Here is a 17,796-nt window from a genome sequence, read left to right on the forward strand (position 1 = left end):
CGAAAGCGCCCCGAGGACCGGAGCGCTTCATTTAAAGTGCATCAGTTATTTATGTACTTTACCGCTGTGCCGTAGGCCAGCACCTCGGCGGCTCCGGCCATAATGGCGGAGCCCGAGAAGCGCAGTGACACTATCGCGTCCGCGCCCATCTGCTGTGCCTGCTCCACCATGCGCTGCATGGCTATGTTCCGGGCCTCGTCCATCATTTTTGTGTAAGACTTCAGCTCGCCGCCTACCAGGGTCTTGAAGCCCTGGCCTATATCCTTGCCGATATTTTTGGACTGGATGGTGCTGCCTGTTACTACGCCCAGGGCCTGGATGGGCTGTCCGGGGATGTCGTTGGTGTTTACGATGAACATTTGCGTTGCCTCCTTATATTGGTGTGATATCATTATAATATCATCAAAGGGAATTGTCAAGGGGATTGGGCAAAAAAACGCGCCGGCCTTCCAAGGGAAAACCGGCGCATTGCCATTACGTTATATATTTACTATTTATCTCAAATACTATTACTTTGTCTTACGCTCCGGGACGACCTCGGACTTGTCCACTGAATGGGCCACAAGCCCGGGCTCCTGGGGCTCAACCTCGGGTATTGCCAGGTTCATGATGATACCCACGATTATGCCAAGCCCGATATTGGTAAAGTTAAAGGTGGCGTTACCGATAACGGCGCCGCCAATCGCCAGGACCAGCATGACCGCCGCAATGCACAGGTTGCGGTTTTTTGTAAAGTCCACGTGGTTTTCAACCAGCGTCCTCAGGCCCACAGAGGCTATCATGCCGTACAGCACAATGCACGCCCCGCCCAGCACGCAGTTGGGCACGGACTGTATGACACCGATGGCTTTGCCGAAGAAGCTCACCACTATGGCGACAATGGCGGCTATCCGCAGGGAGGCGGGGTTATAGTTGCCGGTGGCAGCCAGCACAGCGGTGTTCTCGCTGTAGGTGGTGTTGGGAGGGCCGCCTACTAAGCCGGCGAAGACTGTGGCTAAGCCGTCGCCCAACATGGTGCGGTGCAGACCGGGGTCCTTGGTGAAGTCCTTGCCCACAACAGCGCCGTTGGCGTACACATCACCCACGTGCTCAACGCAGGTGACTATGGCAATGGGCGCTATCATGCCGATGGCGGTGATGTTGAAGCTGGGCAGGACAAAGTGGGGGGCCTGAATCCAGTTATAGTCGGCGATGACCCCGGTGTTCATAAGGGCCGCGGGGGCAAGGCCTGTCTTTGTGACGATGAGGGAGAGCACATAGCCGCCCACCAGGGCTATCACAATGGAGGACATCTTTACCATGCCCTTGCAGCAGCTGGAGAGCACCACGGCTGTGAGGCAGACGATGGCCGCCAGCACCCAGGCCCATACATAGGTAGGCATGTCATAGCCCTCTCCGAAGATGGGGAGGGCGCTGCCGTCGGGACCGTACTGGGTCTGGATATTGTTGATGGCGGAGGAGGCCAGGTTCAGGCCAATCAAAGTGATTCCCACGCCCCGGACCACCGGGGGGAAGAGCTTGTCGATAAGGCCCTTGCCGCAGAACCTTATCACCAGGGACAGCAGCAGGTAGAAGGCACCCGCGGCTATAATGCCGCCCATTGCCGCCGAAACCTGCTCGTCATAGGTTGCCCCGAAGCTTGAGTTGCCTATTACCCCGCAGAGTGCCGAGATGAAGGCGAAGGAGCTGCCCAGGAAGGTGGGCATGCGCCCGCCGGTGCAGAGGTGGAAGATGATGGTGCCAACGCCGGCGCAGAACAGGGCCACACCCACATCAAGCCCCGTGAGCAGCGGCACCAGTATAGTGGCGCAGCTCATTGCAAAGGCGTGCTGAAATCCCAGGGCCAGCGCTTTCTTGGCGCCAAGCTTCTCGTACTCCTCAGACCGGGGGAACAACAGGCGGTTGAGCTTAGATAGAATTTCCATTTTTTGGCCTCCTCTATTTAGTTGTATAAAAGCTTAAACGGCCTAATTGTAGCAGAGTGGGGGAAGTTTGTCAATGATATTAACGAATTATGAAGAAATTTCTGTGAAGCCGAGTTTACAGATGTCCTGGAAATTGATATAATAGGGGCAGCTGATAGGAAAGCCGGGGATAAGGCTGTGTGGTATGTGGGGAAGATTGACAGGGGGATATACTCGTGTGTCGCGGGGGAGATTTTGACGGACGAGGTGGTTATTACGGATGAACGTGTGGAGCATATAAAGGAGCGGCACCCGGGGGATTATGAGCGCTTTGTGGGCTATATTCCTGATATCATCGCAGAGCCTGACTATATTATCTCGGCAAATAAAGATAATACCGCTGTGATTTTAAAGGAGATAGAAGATAATGGTGAGAAGTTTAAATTGGTTTTGAGGCTAAAGGTCAAAGCTGACCCTGTGGAGTATAAAAATTCTGTTCTGACCTTTTGGCATATAGGGAATGTGACCTGGATGAAAAGCCTGAAGAATAAAAAAATACTTTACAGGAGGGAATAGTTTTGCTATAATTATAGTAGGATAAGGGTAGGCTTTGAGGTGAAAAGCGCGTCTTCATACGCCGCGTGCTGCTGCAACGGGCAAAAGAGATGCCGGGAGTGACGCTCCGGCCAAAGCCAAACTTTTTAGGGGATACCGCAGGGTGTCCCCTTTCCTTTTGCAACCCGCAATTTCCTCCCCTCAACCGTCTTGAACTTTGCGAAAATTGTGCTATAATATAAAGATATCAAGTATTTAGTGAAAGGAAGTCTTTTTAGCTATGGCAATGAAAGAATTTCAGGCCGAATCGAAACGGCTGATGGACCTGATGATAAACTCCATCTATACCCATAAGGAGATTTTCCTTAGGGAGCTTATCTCTAATGCCAGCGACGCCATTGACAAGCTCTACTATAAGAGCGTCAGCGAGGGGGTCACCGGCCTTAACCGGGAGGATTTCTTTATCCGCATTGAGGCCGACAAGGAGGGGCGTACCCTTAGGATAACCGATAACGGCATCGGCATGACCGCTGAGGAACTGGACAATAACCTGGGTGTTATCGCCAAGAGCGGCTCGCTGCAGTTTAAGAGTGAGAATGAAAAGAATGACGCGGATGTGGACATTATCGGGCAGTTTGGCGTTGGGTTTTACTCGGCGTTTATGGTGAGCTCGAAGGTGGTTGTGGAGACAAAAGCCTTTGGAGCAGAGAAGGGCGCCATGTGGGTCTCTGAGGGCCTTGACGGCTATGAGATATCAGACAGCAGCTGGAACAAGCGGGGGACGCGCATTACCCTCACAATCAAGCCCGACACCGAGGACGAGAACTACAGCGAGTTCCTGGACCAGTACAGGCTAAGCCATTTGGTCAAGCGGTACTCGGACTATATAAGGTATCCTATTAAGATGGAGATGCAGCGCTCCAGGATGAAGGAGGGCACGGGCACCGAGGGCAAGGAGCCCGAGTATGAGAGCTATTTTGAGGAGGAGACCCTCAACTCTATGGTGCCAATTTGGAAGAAGGCAAAGAGCGAGGTCACTGACGAGGAGCTGAACGGCTTTTATAAGGAGAAGTTCGGGGACTGGCAGGACCCGCTGAGGGTGATACGCACCTCCACAGAGGGCGCTGCTACCTATACCGCCATGCTCTTTGTGCCAAAGGCCGCGCCCTATAATTACTATACCCGGGATTTTGAGAAGGGCCTGCAGCTCTATGCCAGCGGGGTGCTTATTATGGACAAGTGCGCCGATTTGCTGCCAGACTGCTTCAGCTTTATGCGGGGCCTGGTGGACTCCCAGGATTTGTCGCTGAATATCTCCAGGGAAATGCTGCAGCACGACAGGCAGCTGAAGCTTATTGCCGGGCGGCTTGAGAAGAAGATAGCAAGCGAGCTTAAATCCATGCTGGAGAACGACAGGGAGAAGTATGAGGAATTCTGGAAAAGCTTTGGTTTGCAGATAAAGTACGGCATGTATGAGGGCTTTGGTGCCAAGAAGGACGAGCTCAAGGACTTGGTGCTGTTCACGTCCTCCAATGAGAGGAAGCTTGTGAGCCTCAAAGAGTATAGGGAGCGGATGAAGCCGGAGCAGGACTGCATATACTATGGGTGCGGGGAGAGCGCCCAGCGCATTATGGCGCTGCCCCAGGCCGAGGCCCTTGTGGAGAAGGGCTTTGAGATTTTGTGCCTGACGGATGATGTGGATGAGTTTGCCCTTAAAATGCTGGATAAGTACGACGAGAAGGAGTTTAAGAACATCACCGCGGAGGGCCTGGACTTACAGAGCGACGAGGAGAAGCAGCACACCAAAGAGCTTGCCGACGAGAATAAGGGGCTGCTCGAGGCCATGGGAAAGGCCCTTGATGGGAAGGTAAAGGAGGTCAAGCTGAACGCAGGGCTTATGAGCCATCCCGCCGCCATGTCCACCCAGGGGGAAATATCCTCTGAGATGGAGAAGGTGCTGAACAATATGCCCGCAGGTGAAAAGGTGAAGGCCCAGAGGGTGCTGGAGCTGAACCCTGAGCACCCGGTCTTCGGCAAGCTTTGTGAGCTGAAGGACGACGAGGAGCGGCTGGGCCTCTATGTCAATGTGCTGTACGGCCAGGCGCTGCTGGTGGAGGGCACGCCCCTTGAGGACCCGGCTGAGTTCGCAAGGCAGGTCTCGGCTATAATAGTCTGATATTTTAATTGAGATAAATCGAAAGGAGCCGGTATGAACCAGGCAAATTACCCCAGTTATCCAAATTATCCAGAGGGCCAGGGCTGCCCGGCCTATCCCGCCTATCAGGGCCAGCCGGCGCAGAACTTCCAGGGCCAACAGGGTTATCCGGCGCAGCAGGGATATCCGAGGTATACCCCGGGATACTATCCTGCCCAGGCGCAGGCCCCGGCCTTTGCGCTCAGGCAGAAGGACCCAAGAAAATCAGGGGCACTGAGGACGCTGAACACGGTGGGACTGCTGATAGTGGCCCAGACGGTGCTGAGCTTTGCGCTGCAGGCGGCGGTGTCCGTAATCTGCGTGGCGGCTGGCGTGAATATTATGGGCGACAACCTGGCGATGGTGATGCTGTCCGTCGGGCTCTCGCCGGTGTGCACGGCGCTGCCGCCCCTTATCTATATGGTGAAGAAGGACTGGAACTTTCACCTGCGCTTTGGCAGGAGCAGCTTTATTGGATGTGTGCTGGTAATCCTTGGCGGGCTTGGGGTGTGCATGGCTGCAAACATCCCTGCGGCGGTAATAAAGGAGCTGCTGGAGGATTACGGGGCGAAGGAGCTGCCCAGCGTTTTGGGGAATGGGGGCGGCTGGCTGAACTTTTGGATAGAGTTCCTGGGCGTGGCGGTGATGGTGCCGGTGCTGGAGGAATTTGCCTTTCGGGGGGTAATACTCTCATCCCTGAGAAGGTTTGGCACAGGCTTTGCAATAGCGGCCTCGTCGGTGATATTCGGCATGGCCCATATGCAGCTCTCAAGCGTAGTTTTCGCTACAATAGCGGGGGTTGCCATGGGCGCGGCCTATGTTATCACAGGAAATCTCTGGGTGAGCGTGTGCATACACGCTATGAATAACGGCATTGCCGTTATTGAGAGCTATTACTACCTGTTCACAGGCTGGGGCCAATCGAAGCAGGAGCTGCTTGCCGGAATCACAATGGTGACCGTCTGTGCCCTGGGTATGCTGGCGCTGGTGCTGCTGTTGGCGCTGAGAAAGAGGCTGTTTCCGAAGCGGGAGCCAATGGTCCCGGCGGACGGCGTGCTGTATGCGCCGCTGAGGGTAGGGGAGTCTATACTGACGCTGCTGAAATCAGTGGTGCTCTGGGCCATAGCCGCGATGGTGGCGGTGGAGACAATCATGCTGTTTTTTATCTGAGGGCAGTATGAAGCTTGAGTTTCTGCCGGAGAAGCGGTTTATGGAAAGGGCGCTGGAGCTGGCGCTGGAGGCCGGGGAAGCCGGTGAAGTGCCTGTGGGCGCTGTGATAGTGAGCGGCGGGCAGGTGATAGGCGAGGGGCGCAACAGGCGGGAGAGCCTGGGGAATGCCATTGCCCACGCGGAGATTGAGGCTATCGCAAGGGCCTGTGAAAGGCTGGGCACCTGGCGGCTGAGCGGGTGCCAGCTTTACGTAACGCTGGAGCCCTGTCAGATGTGCGCGGGGGCGGCGTATAATGCCAGGGTAGAGCGGGTGGTATTTGGGGCGGAGAGCCCGGAGGCCGGGACGCTGAAGATACCCGCCTACCCAGGCTTTATGGAAGATGAAGCGCGGCAAATCCTGCGGGACTTCTTTGCGCGGCAAAGATAACGGGGTCCAGGGGAACAGGTTCCCCTGGCGGGGTTTGGGGCAGCGCCCCAAGGTCTGGCGCGGCCAAAGGCCAGCGTAAAAAAGAGGGCTTTCTCAAAGGAAAAGCCCTCTTTCATTATACCATAAACCTTGACATTACCATATTTTTATGCTATATTTTTCACCGTTAGGACTCCGCGGTGCCTGCGGCATAGCACAATAATAAATTAGCTATACCGTAGCCGAACACAGGAACAGGGTGCAAATCCCTGGCGAACCCGTCGCCGTAATGACGGAGCCCGCGCCCCCGGAAGCCGGTACAGCAGGGCCGGACCATCCGGGAATTGCCACTGGAAATTATAACAGCATTTATAATGCTGCTTCTGGGAAGGCCGGGCGCAGGCGCTGATGTCAGAGCCGGAAGACTTGCCCGGAGGGCCGCAGGGTAGCTGCGATGTTCAGCGAGCCCTGCAGAAGCGCGGCAGACTGCGTACACAGCAGCCCGCGCCCTTAGTCTGGGGTTTTATAGTAAACGTACTTAAAATCTGTATATTCCGGCTTTTAAACTGCGTAAACTATACCCCGGCAGGCCACCCTAAAATAAATATTTTTAGGAGGCATATTACTATGCAGAACAAAACTATCGCTAAGAGGACGGCGGCGCTTCTGCTGGCGCTGCTAATGACCGTGGGAATCTTTGCCGGGTGCAGCAAGGGCGGCGGCAGCGGGGAAAAGAAATCCGTTACCGTCACTGTGACCCATAAGGACGGCAGCACCAAGGACTTTACCTACGAGACCACCGAGGAAATGCTGGGGGCTGTCCTCCAGAAGGAGGGCCTTATTGAGGGGGAGGACTCCCAGTACGGCCTGTTTGTAAAGGCTGTTGACGGCTATACCGCCGACGAGGGCAGCCAGGAGTGGTGGCGCCTGACGGTGGACGGAGAGACGGCAATGACCGGCATTGACTCCACCCCTATTGAGGAGGGCAAAAGCTACGGCCTGGTGCTGACGGTGGGCTACTGATGAACAAGCGCCTTTTATCCATGTGCGTCATGGCAATGATGGGTGTGCTGCTGACAGCGGGCAAGGAGGTAATGGCCTTTCTGCCCAACTTCGAGCCGGTGACCCTTTTAATTGTGCTGTTCACCTTGAGCTTCGGGCCGGTGGCAATGGGGGCCGTCTGCGTGTTCCTGCTGCTGGAGGGGCTGCTGTACGGATTCGGGAGCTGGTGGGTGATGTACCTTTACATATGGCCGCTGCTGGCGGCGCTCACCTGGGTTTTCAGGCGCATGGATAAGGCGTGGCAGTGGGCGGTGTTCGCGGGGCTGTATGGCCTGTGTTTCGGGACGCTGTGCTCGCTGACGTACCTGCCTGTGGGCGGGGTGCGGATGATGTTTGCCTGGATTATAAGCGGGCTCCCCTTTGACTTTATGCACGCCGGCGGCAATTTCCTGCTGATGCTGCTGTTGTACAGGCCGTTAAAAGGGGCTCTGGACAGGCTTAGGGGGGTGAGTGGGCTGTGAGGTACTTTGCAAGATACTTTATAGATTTCGGGGCCATTGCCCTGGTGTATGCCCTGGTGCTTTTCAGGCGGTGGCGGGCCCGGGGCCGGGACGTGCTGGTGGTGCGCACGCTGATGTACGCGTACCTCACATTAGTGCTCCTTGTCACATTGATGCCGGTGATAGCTTCGTTGCCATTTATGCTGAACCACCCCTATGAGCCCATGAACATGACGCCCTTTGTGGACGTTTTTGAGGGGCGGGGGGATTTTGTGAGGCAGGTGGCGCTAAACGTGGTTATGACTGCGCCCTTCGGGTTCCTGCTACCGCTGTGCAGGCGGGCGGGCTTTGGAAAGACGGTGCTGTGGTGCCTGCTCATGAGCCTTTCCATAGAGCTTATCCAGCCGCTCATGAGCGGAGGAAGGAGCTCCGACATTACGGACATTATCACAAATACGGCCGGAGGGGCGATTGGGTACGGACTGCACGTCCTGTTCAGGCCGGTTACAGATTGGCTTTTGGAGCGCCTGAAAAAGGCTGAGTAAAAAAAGAGCTGTCCCGGAAAATGGGACAGCTCAATTCTTTGGTTTCAGCGCTTCATGCGCTCCATGACTATGCGGGCCATCTCGCCCACGTTCTTCATGGAGGATATCTCGCCCATCTTGAACTTCATGCGGAACTCCCGCTCTACGGCGGAGATGAGGGTGATATGCTCCAGGCTGTCCCAGTCCTCGATGTCGTCGGCGGTGGTCTCGGGGTTGACACGGATGGAGCTATCGTCAAATACATCCTGGAATACCCGGTCGAGCCTTGCGAATACGTCTCTTGCGTCCATTATACATGCCTCCTTTCAGTTTAGGTTAATCTACGGCACCGGCGGCGGGGGGAGCCGTGGTGGGGCCGGGCTGGGGGTATGGGTCGGTGACTGACTCACCGGCGTTCTGGTCGATGATGGCCTGGATGTAGTTTGCATTGTCACCAACCACAGAGAAGGCTGAGACTGTGAACACCACGTCGGTTATGCCCAGGTCACGAATCATGCTTACAAGGTTGCGCTCCATATACCGGATGTCGGCTACGTATATCTCGCCGAAGGAGCTGGTATAGAAGGGGACGGTGGCGTTGCCGTAGCTGTCCTTCATAACTAAGAGCTTGCGGCCGTTCTGCACATCGGTGGTGATTTTGACAATATACTGGTCGCCGCCGAGATAGACAATATAGGGGTCCTCGGGGACCTCGGCACCGAAGAGGTCGTCATCATCCCAGGAGAAGTTGAAGGCCTGGTCGTAGTAGACGGCGGAATAGGGGACGCCGGGGAGATAGTAGATAAAGTCCTCGGGGTCGCTGAGAAGGTCCGCGGATTTGGACCAGCTGTACATGGTGCCCATGGAGTTTTCAATCTTCTTGGAGGTATAGGTGGAGATGTCCGCAAAGGGTACTCCGGCGGCGTTGGCGAAGGCCTGGGCCGCGTAGTAGGCCCCCAGGGGCTGCCAGTGGTGGTCGGTGCGGCAATAGATTGGCTCTTCTGAGTGGGCGGAGAGGGCGCTGCAGATGTTCAGGGGCTTTATTGCAGGGTCGAGCTTCTGGTGGACGCTGTCGAAGCACTGGGACTGGTCGGCAACATACTCCTTATACTCCTCCGGGGTGTAGAACTGGCAGGGGAGGGGGGCGGGCATGGACCAGATGTTTACAGAGGGGTCCACCTTTTGGCGCAGATTATTTAGGGCCGAGGCGTAGGCGTCGCCGCTGCCCCCGGCGAACATCTCCATGCCCCGCCAGTGTCCGTCCTGCTTGATTATCATGATATTCTCGATGATATCCTTGCCCTCGACCTCTTGGTTGGGGAAGGGGTCGGCGGTGGGGCCGGGGTCGGGGTTGGCTGGGACGGCGTCCATACGGCGGCCCGCGGCGCCTGCGGGCAGAACAGTTCCGCTGCCTTCGCCAGCGGAACTATCGTTGTTCATGGGGACAGGGGTGGGCTCGGACGTTGGGTTATCGTCGGTTATTTTATTTATCTTGCCCACGAACTGCACGGAGTTGTCGGACTTGGGCAGGCCGAAAAGCCGCTTGAAGCTGTTGCCAAGGTTTTTAAAGCCGTCATGATTCGGGACGGTATCATCATAGTAGGTGGCAACCCCTGCGGTGAAGTCGCCGGAGAAGTAGCTCTCCAGGGTGAACTTTGGAAAGGCGGCCAGGTCGCGTTTTTCAATAAGGGACTTGGTGGAGCGGGGCAGCACCAGCAGGAGAACCGACGTTGTGGCGAAGGCCAGTACCAGTACCAGCAGGCAGAGGACGGACATGCGGCTGCTGAGGACACGGCGGCGGTCGGCCTTTTTGCGGCGGCGCGGCTGTGGGGGCGGCTGGGATGAGGGGTCGCGCATATGCTTTATCTCAGGGGTTTCCATTAGAGTCACCTTGCTTTCATTATGGTATGGCTGGAGCTAGAAGCGCCAGTAGAGGAACACATTGTTGGTGGCGTCCACCAGCAGGATACTCACTATGGCTAAAAGGCCCATGCAGGCGATGAGGGAGCCTGCGCGCCCAGCTATATACAGGGAGTCCTGGGAGGACTCCAGGAAGAAGCTCTTGATTTTCGGCAGGAGGGGCAGGCTGCAGGCCACGGAGACGGCGATAAGGAAGAGGTTGTTCTGGAAAGAGGCCCAGGTGATGGGGTCGAAGAAGGGTGCCGCGCCGGTTATAGCTCCCACAGCGGTGATGTTTTTGAAGAACAGGCCGAGCTGGGAGAGGTCCTCAAAGTAGAAAATGCCGAAGCCGATGATTATGACAAGCTTGCTGTAGATATGCTTCCACCATAGGGGCCACTTTTTAATCCGCTTCTTGCCCAGCTTCTGCTCGAAGAATATAAAGCAGCCAAAGTATAGGCCCCAAATAATGTAGTTCCAGGCGGCGCCATGCCAGACGCCGGTGCAGAACCATACAAGGAAAAGGCTTATATACTTGCGGTTCTGACCGAAGATGGGCACATAGAGAAGGTAATCCCGGAAGAAGGAGCCAAGAGAGATATGCCAGCGCTGCCAGAACTCCGCTATTGTCCGGCAGGCAAAGGGGTGGGTGAAGTTCTCGTCAAAGTGGAAGCCGAACATGCGGCCAAGGCCTATGGCTATGTCGGAGTAGCCGGAGAAGTCAAAGTAGACATAGAGGGAGTAGACTATCACCGTGTACCAGGTGCCGAGGAAGGAGAGGGTGGAGATGTCCTTGCCGAAGAAGGAGTCCACTATCACCCAAAGGTTATTGGCAAGTACCACCTTCTTTGAGAGGCCGACTATCACCCTGAGGGCGCCGTCGCAGAGGTCCGTGGGGGTGACGGTGCGGGACTCAATCTCCTCCTCCACCACGCTGTACCGCACGATGGGGCCGGCTATGAGCTGGGGGAAGAGGGAGAGGTACAGAAGAAAGCGGGAGTAGCGGGGCTGGACCTCCACGGTCTCCCAGTAGCAGTCCAGGATATAGGATATGGCCTGGAAGGTGAAGAAGCTTATGCCTATGGGCATACGTATCTGGGGCACCGGCAGGGACAGGCCTGAGAGCCCGTTCAGGTTTTCCACAATAAAGCCGCTGTATTTGAATATCACCAGCAGGGCTATGTCAATTACAATGCCAAGGGCCACAGCGACTTTGTCTCTGCCGGTGCCCCGGTTTTTGCCGATAAGTATGCCTATGTACCAGTTGAGGAAGGAGCTGAATATGAGCAGGACAATCCATAGGGGCTCGCCCCAGGCGTAGAATATCAGGGAGAAGACTATGAGCACCACGTTTTTTGCGGGCAGGGTCTTCGCCAGGAAATAGCTTATGAAGCATAGGGGCAGGAATATGTAGATGAAGAAAAGGTCTGCAAATACCAAATGAGGTCAGCTCCTCTTATAGTTTTCGTATGCGGGAGGGGCCCTCGCTGCGCTGGGAGGACTTGACTATCATGGGCGTGCGGCTCTCCCGGTGGAGCACGGTGGTGCGGGGTGGGGTCACCAAAGGGCTGTGGCGATGGACCCTGCGGCGGGGGGCATACCTGCGGCGGCGCCCGCGGAATGCAAAGAATGCAATACAGACCGCGGCGGCGGGCAGGGATATAAGCAACCCCAAGGGAAGGGCCCCAAGGCCTTTCCCCTCCTCCTCAGGCTCCGGTTCTGCCAGGACCGGCTGGCCCTCTGGGGTATCGGTGAAGGCCTCGGCCTCCGCTGCCGCCTCGGTGATGAACTTTGAGACCCCGGCATCGTAGGCGCGGGCGGCGAAGTCCGGCTCCAGCTGGGCGTCGAGCATGGACTTGAGAAGGTCTGTGGTGAAGTGGGACTGAAGGCCGTCCCCTGCCGCGGCTACGTAGTCCTCGTCGGATATGGACAGGGCCAGGATAAGGCCACGGCCCTCGGTCCCTCCCACCTGCCAGGACTTCATCACCGAGCGTAGGTACTCTACCCGCTGGGTGTAGCCGGTCACAGGCAGGGTGTCCATTGTGAGGACAACGAGCTGGACAGAGCGGGAGCTGAGCCCGGCGTTTTTTGTGAGGATAAGGGATTTGGTCTCGCCGCTGAGCACGTTGGCTCCGTCGCTATAGTAGAAGTCGGCGCCGGGCTCGGGGATAGCAGGCCCGGACTCGGCGCGGGCGGTATTGGCTGCCCCACAATATAAAGACGATAAAAGAAACAGGAAGGTCACAAATAACAGGGAAAAAATCTTAGAAAATCTCAGCCTGGCGCTGCGCTCCATAATACTCCTCCTGGAGGGACAAAATAAGGGGCAAATATCCCCCTATATATTCTAACCCGAAAAGGGAAGGGTGTCAAGCTACGATATATGGTGGAGGATATAGGGGTATGGGCAAGAGAAAGCTGCCGGGGAATACCCGGCAGCGGCGGTATTGAGGCTGACCCGCCGCAGGCCTCCCAGCCGGTTATCGGCGGTGGCGGTGCAGGCGGTCAGAAAAAGGCATAGCAGCAGGAATACTGCCAGCAGCTTTGGGATAGACATGGGAAAACTCCTCCTACCCCTATAGTCTGGCCCCTATTCCCTGATATATTCCCGCACGAAGAAGTCCGCTCCGACGCTCTCGGCGACCTTCTGGCAGGCGTCGAGCTCCGCCTTGGGGAGGGTGCTCACGGCGGTCATGCGCACATGGGGCACGTTCAGGACTGCTGTGCTTGTAAAGCGCAGGATGGCAGGGAAGGCCCTGAGACCGAAGCGGCTGTGGCAGAGCCTGTCATAACCCTCGGGGGTGCTGGCGTTGAGGCTTATTGAGACGGCGTCAACACGCCCGTCCAGGTCCAAGGCGGCGTTGCGGCCTGTTATGAGGTTTGCAAGGCCGTTGGTGTTTATGCGGATGAAGTGGGAGCCTGTGGAGCGTATCTGGTCGCAGAGCCACATCATGTCGTCCCAGCGGCAGGCGGGCTCGCCATAGCCGCAGAAGACTATCTCGGGGTATGTATTCAGATCCCGGCGCTGCAGCTGGGCCCAGAACTCCTCCCTGGTGGGCTCCCCGCCCTGATACCAGAGGTTATTGGAGTAGAGGCTGCCGGAGCTGTTCTGCCTGAGGCAGAAGTCGCAGCGGTTGGGGCAAGAGTTTGTCATATTGATGTACAGGTTTACGCCGTATTCGTAGGTGGCGCTGGCTCCGTATAGCTGGCTAATGTGGTTTTCCATACAGATTATACTCCTATTGTGTTGCTCCTAAAGATTTAGTATGCGTTGGGGCTTTGGGCCGTTACCCGGGGGATTCGGCCCTCAAGACGGAAGAGCCGCCGGATATTTTGGTTGGAGGCCTCCAGGACCTCCCGGGTGGTAATGCCCCGAAGCTCCGCGATTTTGGCGGCGGTATGGGGAATCATGCTGGAGTCGTTGCGGCGGCCCCTATGGGGCTCGGGGGCCATATAGGGGGCGTCGGTCTCCAAAAGCAGGCGGTCGAGGGGTATCCCGGCGGCTACCCGCAGGATTTTCTTGGCATTTTTAAAGGTGACCGCGCCGCCGATACCGATATACATGCCAAGGTCCAATATTTCCCGGGCCATCTCAAGGCTCCCGGAGAAGCAGTGCAGGACGCCCTGGGGACGGTACTCTCTGAGCAGCTCCAGCACGTCGGCGTGGGCGTCCCGGTCGTGGACGCATACCGGCAGGTCCAGCTCCTTTGCAAGGGAGAGCTGGGCGGCGAAGACCTCCCGCTGGCGCTCCCTTGGGGCGCAGTCCTCCCAGTGGTAGTCAAGGCCTATCTCGCCTACAGCCACGGCGTCACCCCGCTCCAGCCAGACCCTGAGGCACTGTAGCCAGTCCTCCGGCAGGCTGCCGTCTATCTCCTCGGGGTGTATGCCCACGGCGGCGAAGATATAGGGGTTAAGGTCGGAGAGGCCCACGGTGGAGGCGCAGGTGAGCAGGCGGGTGCCCATATTTATGACGCAGCGCACGCCGGACAGGGGGAGCTGCTTCTCTAAAAGCCAGGCCCTGTCCTCCTGGAAGGCGCTGTCGTCGTAGTGGGCGTGGGAGTCGTATATTTCAAAGTAATCCTCAGGGCCCATATCAGCGGACCTTGCTGCCGGCGGGGATACCGTCGGCGAATATCACTTTTACGTCGTTTTCCCCGGCGTCGGCGGCTAATATCATGCCCTGGCTCTCCACGCCGCAGAGGGTGGCGGGCTTAAGGTTTGAGACCACTATCACATTATGGCCTGTAAGCTCCTCGGGCTTGTACCAGGGGGCGATTCCTGAGGCTACCGTGCGCACCACCCCGGTGCCGTCGTCCAGGCTGAGCTTTAACAGCTTCTTTGCCCGCTTCACCGGCTGGCAGTCGATTATTTTCGCTACCCGCAGGTCCACGGCGGCGAAGTCGGTGATAGCTATTTTCGCTATGCCATGGAGCTCCTTATGGAGCTCGGCCTTCTTTTGCATGTCGTCCTCAGTGGGGGCGGGGGAGCTGCCGGCGTATTTTTCCTCCATGCGCTTCATAATGTCCTCCATCTCCTGGCGCTCAAAGAGTATGGAGGGGGAGTCCGTGACCTTATTGCCGGAGGCGGGATAGTTGTTGGTCCTGTCAAGGAGCTCCCAGGGCAGGGGCACAGTGCCCAGCTGCCGCAGTATGGAGACTGAGGTTTCGGGCATGAAGGGGAACAGCAGGGTGGCGCTGGTGGTGATGGAGTCCACCAGGTTATAGAGCACTGTGGAGAGCCGGGCGCACTGGGTGGGGTCCTTGGCTAAAATCCAGGGGGTGGTCTCGTCGATATATTTATTGCAGCGCTTTAAGAGGGTGAATATCTCCGAGAGGGCGTCGGCTGTGCGCAGCTGCTCCATTTTAGCCGCAACCTTATCCCGGCAGGAGGCCACGCAGGCGTGCAGGTCGCTGTCCTCGGGGGCGGTTATTTTGCAGTCCTCCACCTTGCCGTCGAAGTATTTGTTTATCATGGAGACAGTGCGGTTTACAAGATTTCCCAGGACATTGGCAAGGTCGCTGTTGGTGCGGTCGTTTATCAAGTCCCAGGTGATGTTGCCGTCGTTCTCGAAGGGCAGCTCCCTGAGGATATAGTAGCGCACAGCGTCCGTGTCGAACACGTCCACCAGGTCGTCGGCGTACATGACGTTCCCGGCGGATTTCGACATCTTGCTGCCGTCCATTAGGACCCAGGGGTGTCCGAAGACCTGCTTGGGAAGGTGGAGGCCCAGGGCCATAAGGAAGATGGGCCAGTAGATGGTGTGGAAGCGGGTGATGTCCTTGCCGATTACATGGATGCCCGCGGGCCAGTATTTTTTGAAGAGCTCATCGCTCTCGCCGCCGCAGTGGTAGCCAAGGCCGGTGATATAGTTGGTGAGGGCGTCCAGCCAGACGTATATTACATGCTGGGGGTCGAAGTCCACAGGCACGCCCCACTTGATGGAGGTGCGGGTGACGCAGAGGTCCTGAAGCCCGGGCAGCAGGAAGTTGTTCATCATCTCGTTGCGGCGGGATACGGGCTGGATGAAGTCGGGGTGGGAGTTGATATGGTCTATGAGCCGCTGGGCATAGTTGCTCATTTTGAAGAAGTAGGCTTCCTCCCGCTCCTTCCTGGGCTCGCGGCCGCAGTCGGGGCATTTGCCGTCTATCAGCTGGCTCTCGGTGAGGAAGGACTCGCACTCGTCGCAGTAGAGGCCCTCATAGGAGCTCTTATAGATGTCCCCCTGGTCGTAGAACTTTTTGAATATCCTCTGGACCTCTTTTACGTGATAGTCGTCGGTGGTGCGGATAAAATGGTCGTAGGAAAGGTTCATCAGGTCAAACTGCTGCCTTACAAGGGACGAGGTGCCGTCCACGAACTCCTTCGGGGATAGGCCGGAGGCCTTGGCCTTCTGCTCGTTCTTCTTGCCGTGCTCGTCGGTGCCGGTCTGGAAGTATACGTCATAGCCCTGCATACGCTTGAAGCGGGCTATGCAGTCGGCTAAAACAGGGTCGGCAATGTTGCCGATATGGGGCTTGCCCGAGGTATAGGCTATGGCCGTGGTGATATAATAAGCGCCTTTTGATTCCATTGGTATCCTCCGTAAGCTTTGGTATTTTTGAACTGTATATATTTTCTTATATTATTTCCGTTTCATGCACTCCCTATCGGCTCTTTATCGGGCGAGCAGGGCGGAGAAGACCGCCGCCAGCATTAAAAGCGCCAGCGCGCCGGCTATGATACGGACGAGCATGGTGCGTCGGTCGGGTCGGGGCTTCATTGTGCACGCTCCTTTTCTGTGTAAGCCGTAATTAAACTACATTTTACCATTTTTTTTTCAATTTGTAAACACTTGAGCGGAGAAAAAAGCGCTCCCGAAAGGGAGCGCTTTCTGTGCTATTTTGGCAGATACCAGTAGGAATTGAAACCGTGGTTATATACCCTCCCGCCCTTTGGCACCTGGGTGAGGGTGTTGAAAATATTGTAGTAGTCCCCGGCGCCCATGCCGGTGCAGATGGCGCCGAACATGGCGGTGGCAAGGTTTGGCAGGGCCATACCTATTATATAGGGAGTGAGGCCGAACACCAGGTTTGGGAGCAGGCTCATGAAGATAAAGCGGGATTTGCTCATGTCCTCGGTGCCTATGACGAAGAGCATGCCCTGACGCAGGTTCGTGTAGAGGTACACGTCCTCCCTGAAGCATACGGCGTGCAGCAGCTCGTGGGGCAGCAGGACAGCCATGGGCAGGAAGCACCCGGCTATCATCTGGCCTGTGTTGAAGGTGCCCTGGCAGCGCTGAAACGCCGGTGCCGCAAGCAGTATTAAAATGAGCACGCACAGGCCGTTGGCTATCAGAGACAGGGCCTTGGTATCCCTGACTTCCCTAAACTGGACCGCTCTCGAACGTCGAGGGGCACGGGGCAGGGAGGCGGGGTCCAGGTTATAGGTGCCTTTATAATGCAGTCGCATATGTCAGTCCCTGAGAATGACGCCGTTGCCGTCGAAGCGGGCGCCGTTTGAGGAGAGAATCGTTACACCCTCGATGAAGGCCCATACTGCGGTGGCGGCAGTGGCGAGGCCGCAGGTGAGCAGGCCTCCGGCAAGGCTGAGCACAAGCTGGATTACGCCCCGGGAGTTAAAGCCCAGGTAGAAGTTATGCACGCCGAAGATTCCCAGTATGATAGCCAGAAGGCCTGCCGCAAGGCGGCTCTTCTGCTGGTAGCCCGCGGGGGGAGTAGTGTATATGGGCTGCCGGGGAGGTTCCGGGCGGTAGCTCTGGGTGGTGTAGTTTGGGGGCTGATAGCCGGAGTAGGGCTGGGAATAGGGCTGCTGGCCGGAGCTTTGGGGATGGCCGGGGTCGCCGGAGGGCTGGGTGTTAAAATTATATACGTACTGGTTCTGAACCGTGGGCTGGGGCTCCACAGGGGGCTCCGGCGCATGGGGCGGCTCGGTGGTGAACTCGATAGCCGGGGGCTCCGGCTGAGGGTCCAGGGTGAGCTGGGGGGTGGGCTTTTCCCAGGCTGGGGTCGGGTCCGGCGCTGGAGCCTGGGGAGCGGGCTCAGAGGCCTGACCCTCCTGTGGGACGGTGGCAGCGGGCTCCGCGGGTGCCTCGGGCTGCTGGGGGTTAAGGTCCTTGTTTTCCATATCGTTCATGAGTGCTGCC

Annotated in this window: 19 protein-coding genes and 1 riboswitch; of the genes, 7 read left to right on the forward strand and 12 right to left on the reverse strand. The window is 57.0% G+C overall.

Features of this window, described 5'->3' with window-relative positions; genetic code table 11:
- Window positions 1-41: 41 nt before the first annotated feature.
- Both D5270_RS07085 and D5270_RS07090 read right to left on the reverse strand, forming a co-directional pair.
- On the reverse strand, window positions 42-359 hold the full coding sequence (locus D5270_RS07085) for a YbjQ family protein (RefSeq protein WP_166543437.1): 318 nt from the start codon (window positions 357-359) through the stop codon (window positions 42-44).
- Window positions 360-509: 150 nt separating this feature from the next.
- Window positions 510-1,925 carry a uracil-xanthine permease family protein gene (locus D5270_RS07090; RefSeq protein ID WP_166543438.1) on the reverse strand — a complete coding sequence of 472 codons (1,416 nt, stop codon included), beginning with the start codon at window positions 1,923-1,925 and terminating at the stop codon, window positions 510-512.
- Window positions 1,926-2,111: 186 nt separating this feature from the next.
- Between D5270_RS07090 and D5270_RS07095 the strand changes: the two genes are divergently transcribed.
- The 7 genes from D5270_RS07095 (at window position 2,112) to D5270_RS07125 (ending at window position 8,276) form a co-directional block, all read left to right on the forward strand.
- Complete coding sequence (locus D5270_RS07095) at window positions 2,112-2,480, forward strand: PBECR2 nuclease fold domain-containing protein (RefSeq protein WP_330587432.1); 369 nt, start codon at window positions 2,112-2,114, stop codon at window positions 2,478-2,480.
- Window positions 2,481-2,739: 259 nt separating this feature from the next.
- Window positions 2,740-4,635, forward strand: coding sequence for a molecular chaperone HtpG (gene htpG, locus D5270_RS07100; protein ID WP_166543440.1), 1,896 nt, complete (start codon window positions 2,740-2,742; stop codon window positions 4,633-4,635).
- A 33-nt stretch (window positions 4,636-4,668) separates the two neighbouring features.
- A complete protein-coding gene (locus D5270_RS07105; RefSeq protein WP_166543441.1) occupies window positions 4,669-5,823 on the forward strand; it encodes a CPBP family intramembrane glutamic endopeptidase in 1,155 nt (384 codons plus the stop codon).
- A gap of 7 nt (window positions 5,824-5,830) precedes the next feature.
- Complete coding sequence (locus tag D5270_RS07110) at window positions 5,831-6,250, forward strand: nucleoside deaminase (protein ID WP_166543442.1); 420 nt, start codon at window positions 5,831-5,833, stop codon at window positions 6,248-6,250.
- A 159-nt stretch (window positions 6,251-6,409) separates the two neighbouring features.
- Window positions 6,410-6,677, forward strand: a riboswitch (cobalamin riboswitch).
- A 179-nt stretch (window positions 6,678-6,856) separates the two neighbouring features.
- A complete protein-coding gene (locus D5270_RS07115) occupies window positions 6,857-7,252 on the forward strand; it encodes a DUF4430 domain-containing protein (protein ID WP_166543443.1) in 396 nt (131 codons plus the stop codon).
- Window positions 7,252-7,752 (forward strand): hypothetical protein, encoded by a 501-nt coding sequence (locus D5270_RS07120; RefSeq protein ID WP_161472338.1) that lies wholly within the window; start codon window positions 7,252-7,254, stop codon window positions 7,750-7,752. The genes D5270_RS07115 and D5270_RS07120 overlap by 1 nt, the downstream gene beginning before the upstream one ends.
- Window positions 7,749-8,276 (forward strand): VanZ family protein, encoded by a 528-nt coding sequence (locus D5270_RS07125; protein WP_166543444.1) that lies wholly within the window; start codon window positions 7,749-7,751, stop codon window positions 8,274-8,276. The genes D5270_RS07120 and D5270_RS07125 overlap by 4 nt, the downstream gene beginning before the upstream one ends.
- 44 nt (window positions 8,277-8,320) lie before the next feature.
- Here D5270_RS07125 and D5270_RS07130 read toward each other — a convergent pair whose 3' ends face one another.
- The 10 genes from D5270_RS07130 to D5270_RS07175 all read right to left on the reverse strand — a co-directional run bounded on the left by D5270_RS07130 (window position 8,321) and on the right by D5270_RS07175 (window position 17,786).
- A complete protein-coding gene (locus D5270_RS07130; RefSeq protein ID WP_166543445.1) occupies window positions 8,321-8,566 on the reverse strand; it encodes an acyl carrier protein in 246 nt (81 codons plus the stop codon).
- A 25-nt stretch (window positions 8,567-8,591) separates the two neighbouring features.
- The gene (locus D5270_RS07135; RefSeq protein ID WP_166543446.1) at window positions 8,592-10,136 is read right to left on the reverse strand and encodes a DHHW family protein; all 1,545 of its coding nucleotides are present in this window, start codon (window positions 10,134-10,136) and stop codon (window positions 8,592-8,594) included.
- A 36-nt stretch (window positions 10,137-10,172) separates the two neighbouring features.
- Window positions 10,173-11,594, reverse strand: a complete 1,422-nt coding sequence (locus D5270_RS07140) for an MBOAT family O-acyltransferase (RefSeq protein ID WP_166543447.1) — start codon at window positions 11,592-11,594, stop codon at window positions 10,173-10,175.
- A gap of 16 nt (window positions 11,595-11,610) precedes the next feature.
- The gene (locus D5270_RS07145; RefSeq protein WP_166543448.1) at window positions 11,611-12,450 is read right to left on the reverse strand and encodes a TPM domain-containing protein; all 840 of its coding nucleotides are present in this window, start codon (window positions 12,448-12,450) and stop codon (window positions 11,611-11,613) included.
- A 78-nt stretch (window positions 12,451-12,528) separates the two neighbouring features.
- Window positions 12,529-12,711: a hypothetical protein gene (locus tag D5270_RS07150; protein WP_166543449.1), complete on the reverse strand. Its 183-nt coding sequence runs from the start codon at window positions 12,709-12,711 to the stop codon at window positions 12,529-12,531.
- 33 nt (window positions 12,712-12,744) lie between these two features.
- Window positions 12,745-13,380 (reverse strand): TatD family nuclease-associated radical SAM protein, encoded by a 636-nt coding sequence (locus D5270_RS07155; protein ID WP_166543450.1) that lies wholly within the window; start codon window positions 13,378-13,380, stop codon window positions 12,745-12,747.
- Between the two features lie 35 nt (window positions 13,381-13,415).
- On the reverse strand, window positions 13,416-14,246 hold the full coding sequence (locus tag D5270_RS07160) for a TatD family hydrolase (protein ID WP_166543451.1): 831 nt from the start codon (window positions 14,244-14,246) through the stop codon (window positions 13,416-13,418).
- A 1-nt stretch (window position 14,247) separates the two neighbouring features.
- Window positions 14,248-16,224, reverse strand: a complete 1,977-nt coding sequence (gene metG, locus D5270_RS07165) for a methionine--tRNA ligase (protein ID WP_166543452.1) — start codon at window positions 16,222-16,224, stop codon at window positions 14,248-14,250.
- A 305-nt stretch (window positions 16,225-16,529) separates the two neighbouring features.
- Window positions 16,530-17,102: a DUF3267 domain-containing protein gene (locus D5270_RS07170; protein WP_166543453.1), complete on the reverse strand. Its 573-nt coding sequence runs from the start codon at window positions 17,100-17,102 to the stop codon at window positions 16,530-16,532.
- A 3-nt stretch (window positions 17,103-17,105) separates the two neighbouring features.
- Window positions 17,106-17,786: a TM2 domain-containing protein gene (locus tag D5270_RS07175; RefSeq protein WP_166543454.1), complete on the reverse strand. Its 681-nt coding sequence runs from the start codon at window positions 17,784-17,786 to the stop codon at window positions 17,106-17,108.
- Window positions 17,787-17,796 lie beyond the last annotated feature (10 nt).

Origin of the sequence: Acutalibacter sp. 1XD8-36 (assembly GCF_009917525.1) — a bacterium.
Classification (GTDB): Bacteria; Bacillota; Clostridia; order Oscillospirales; family Acutalibacteraceae; genus Acutalibacter.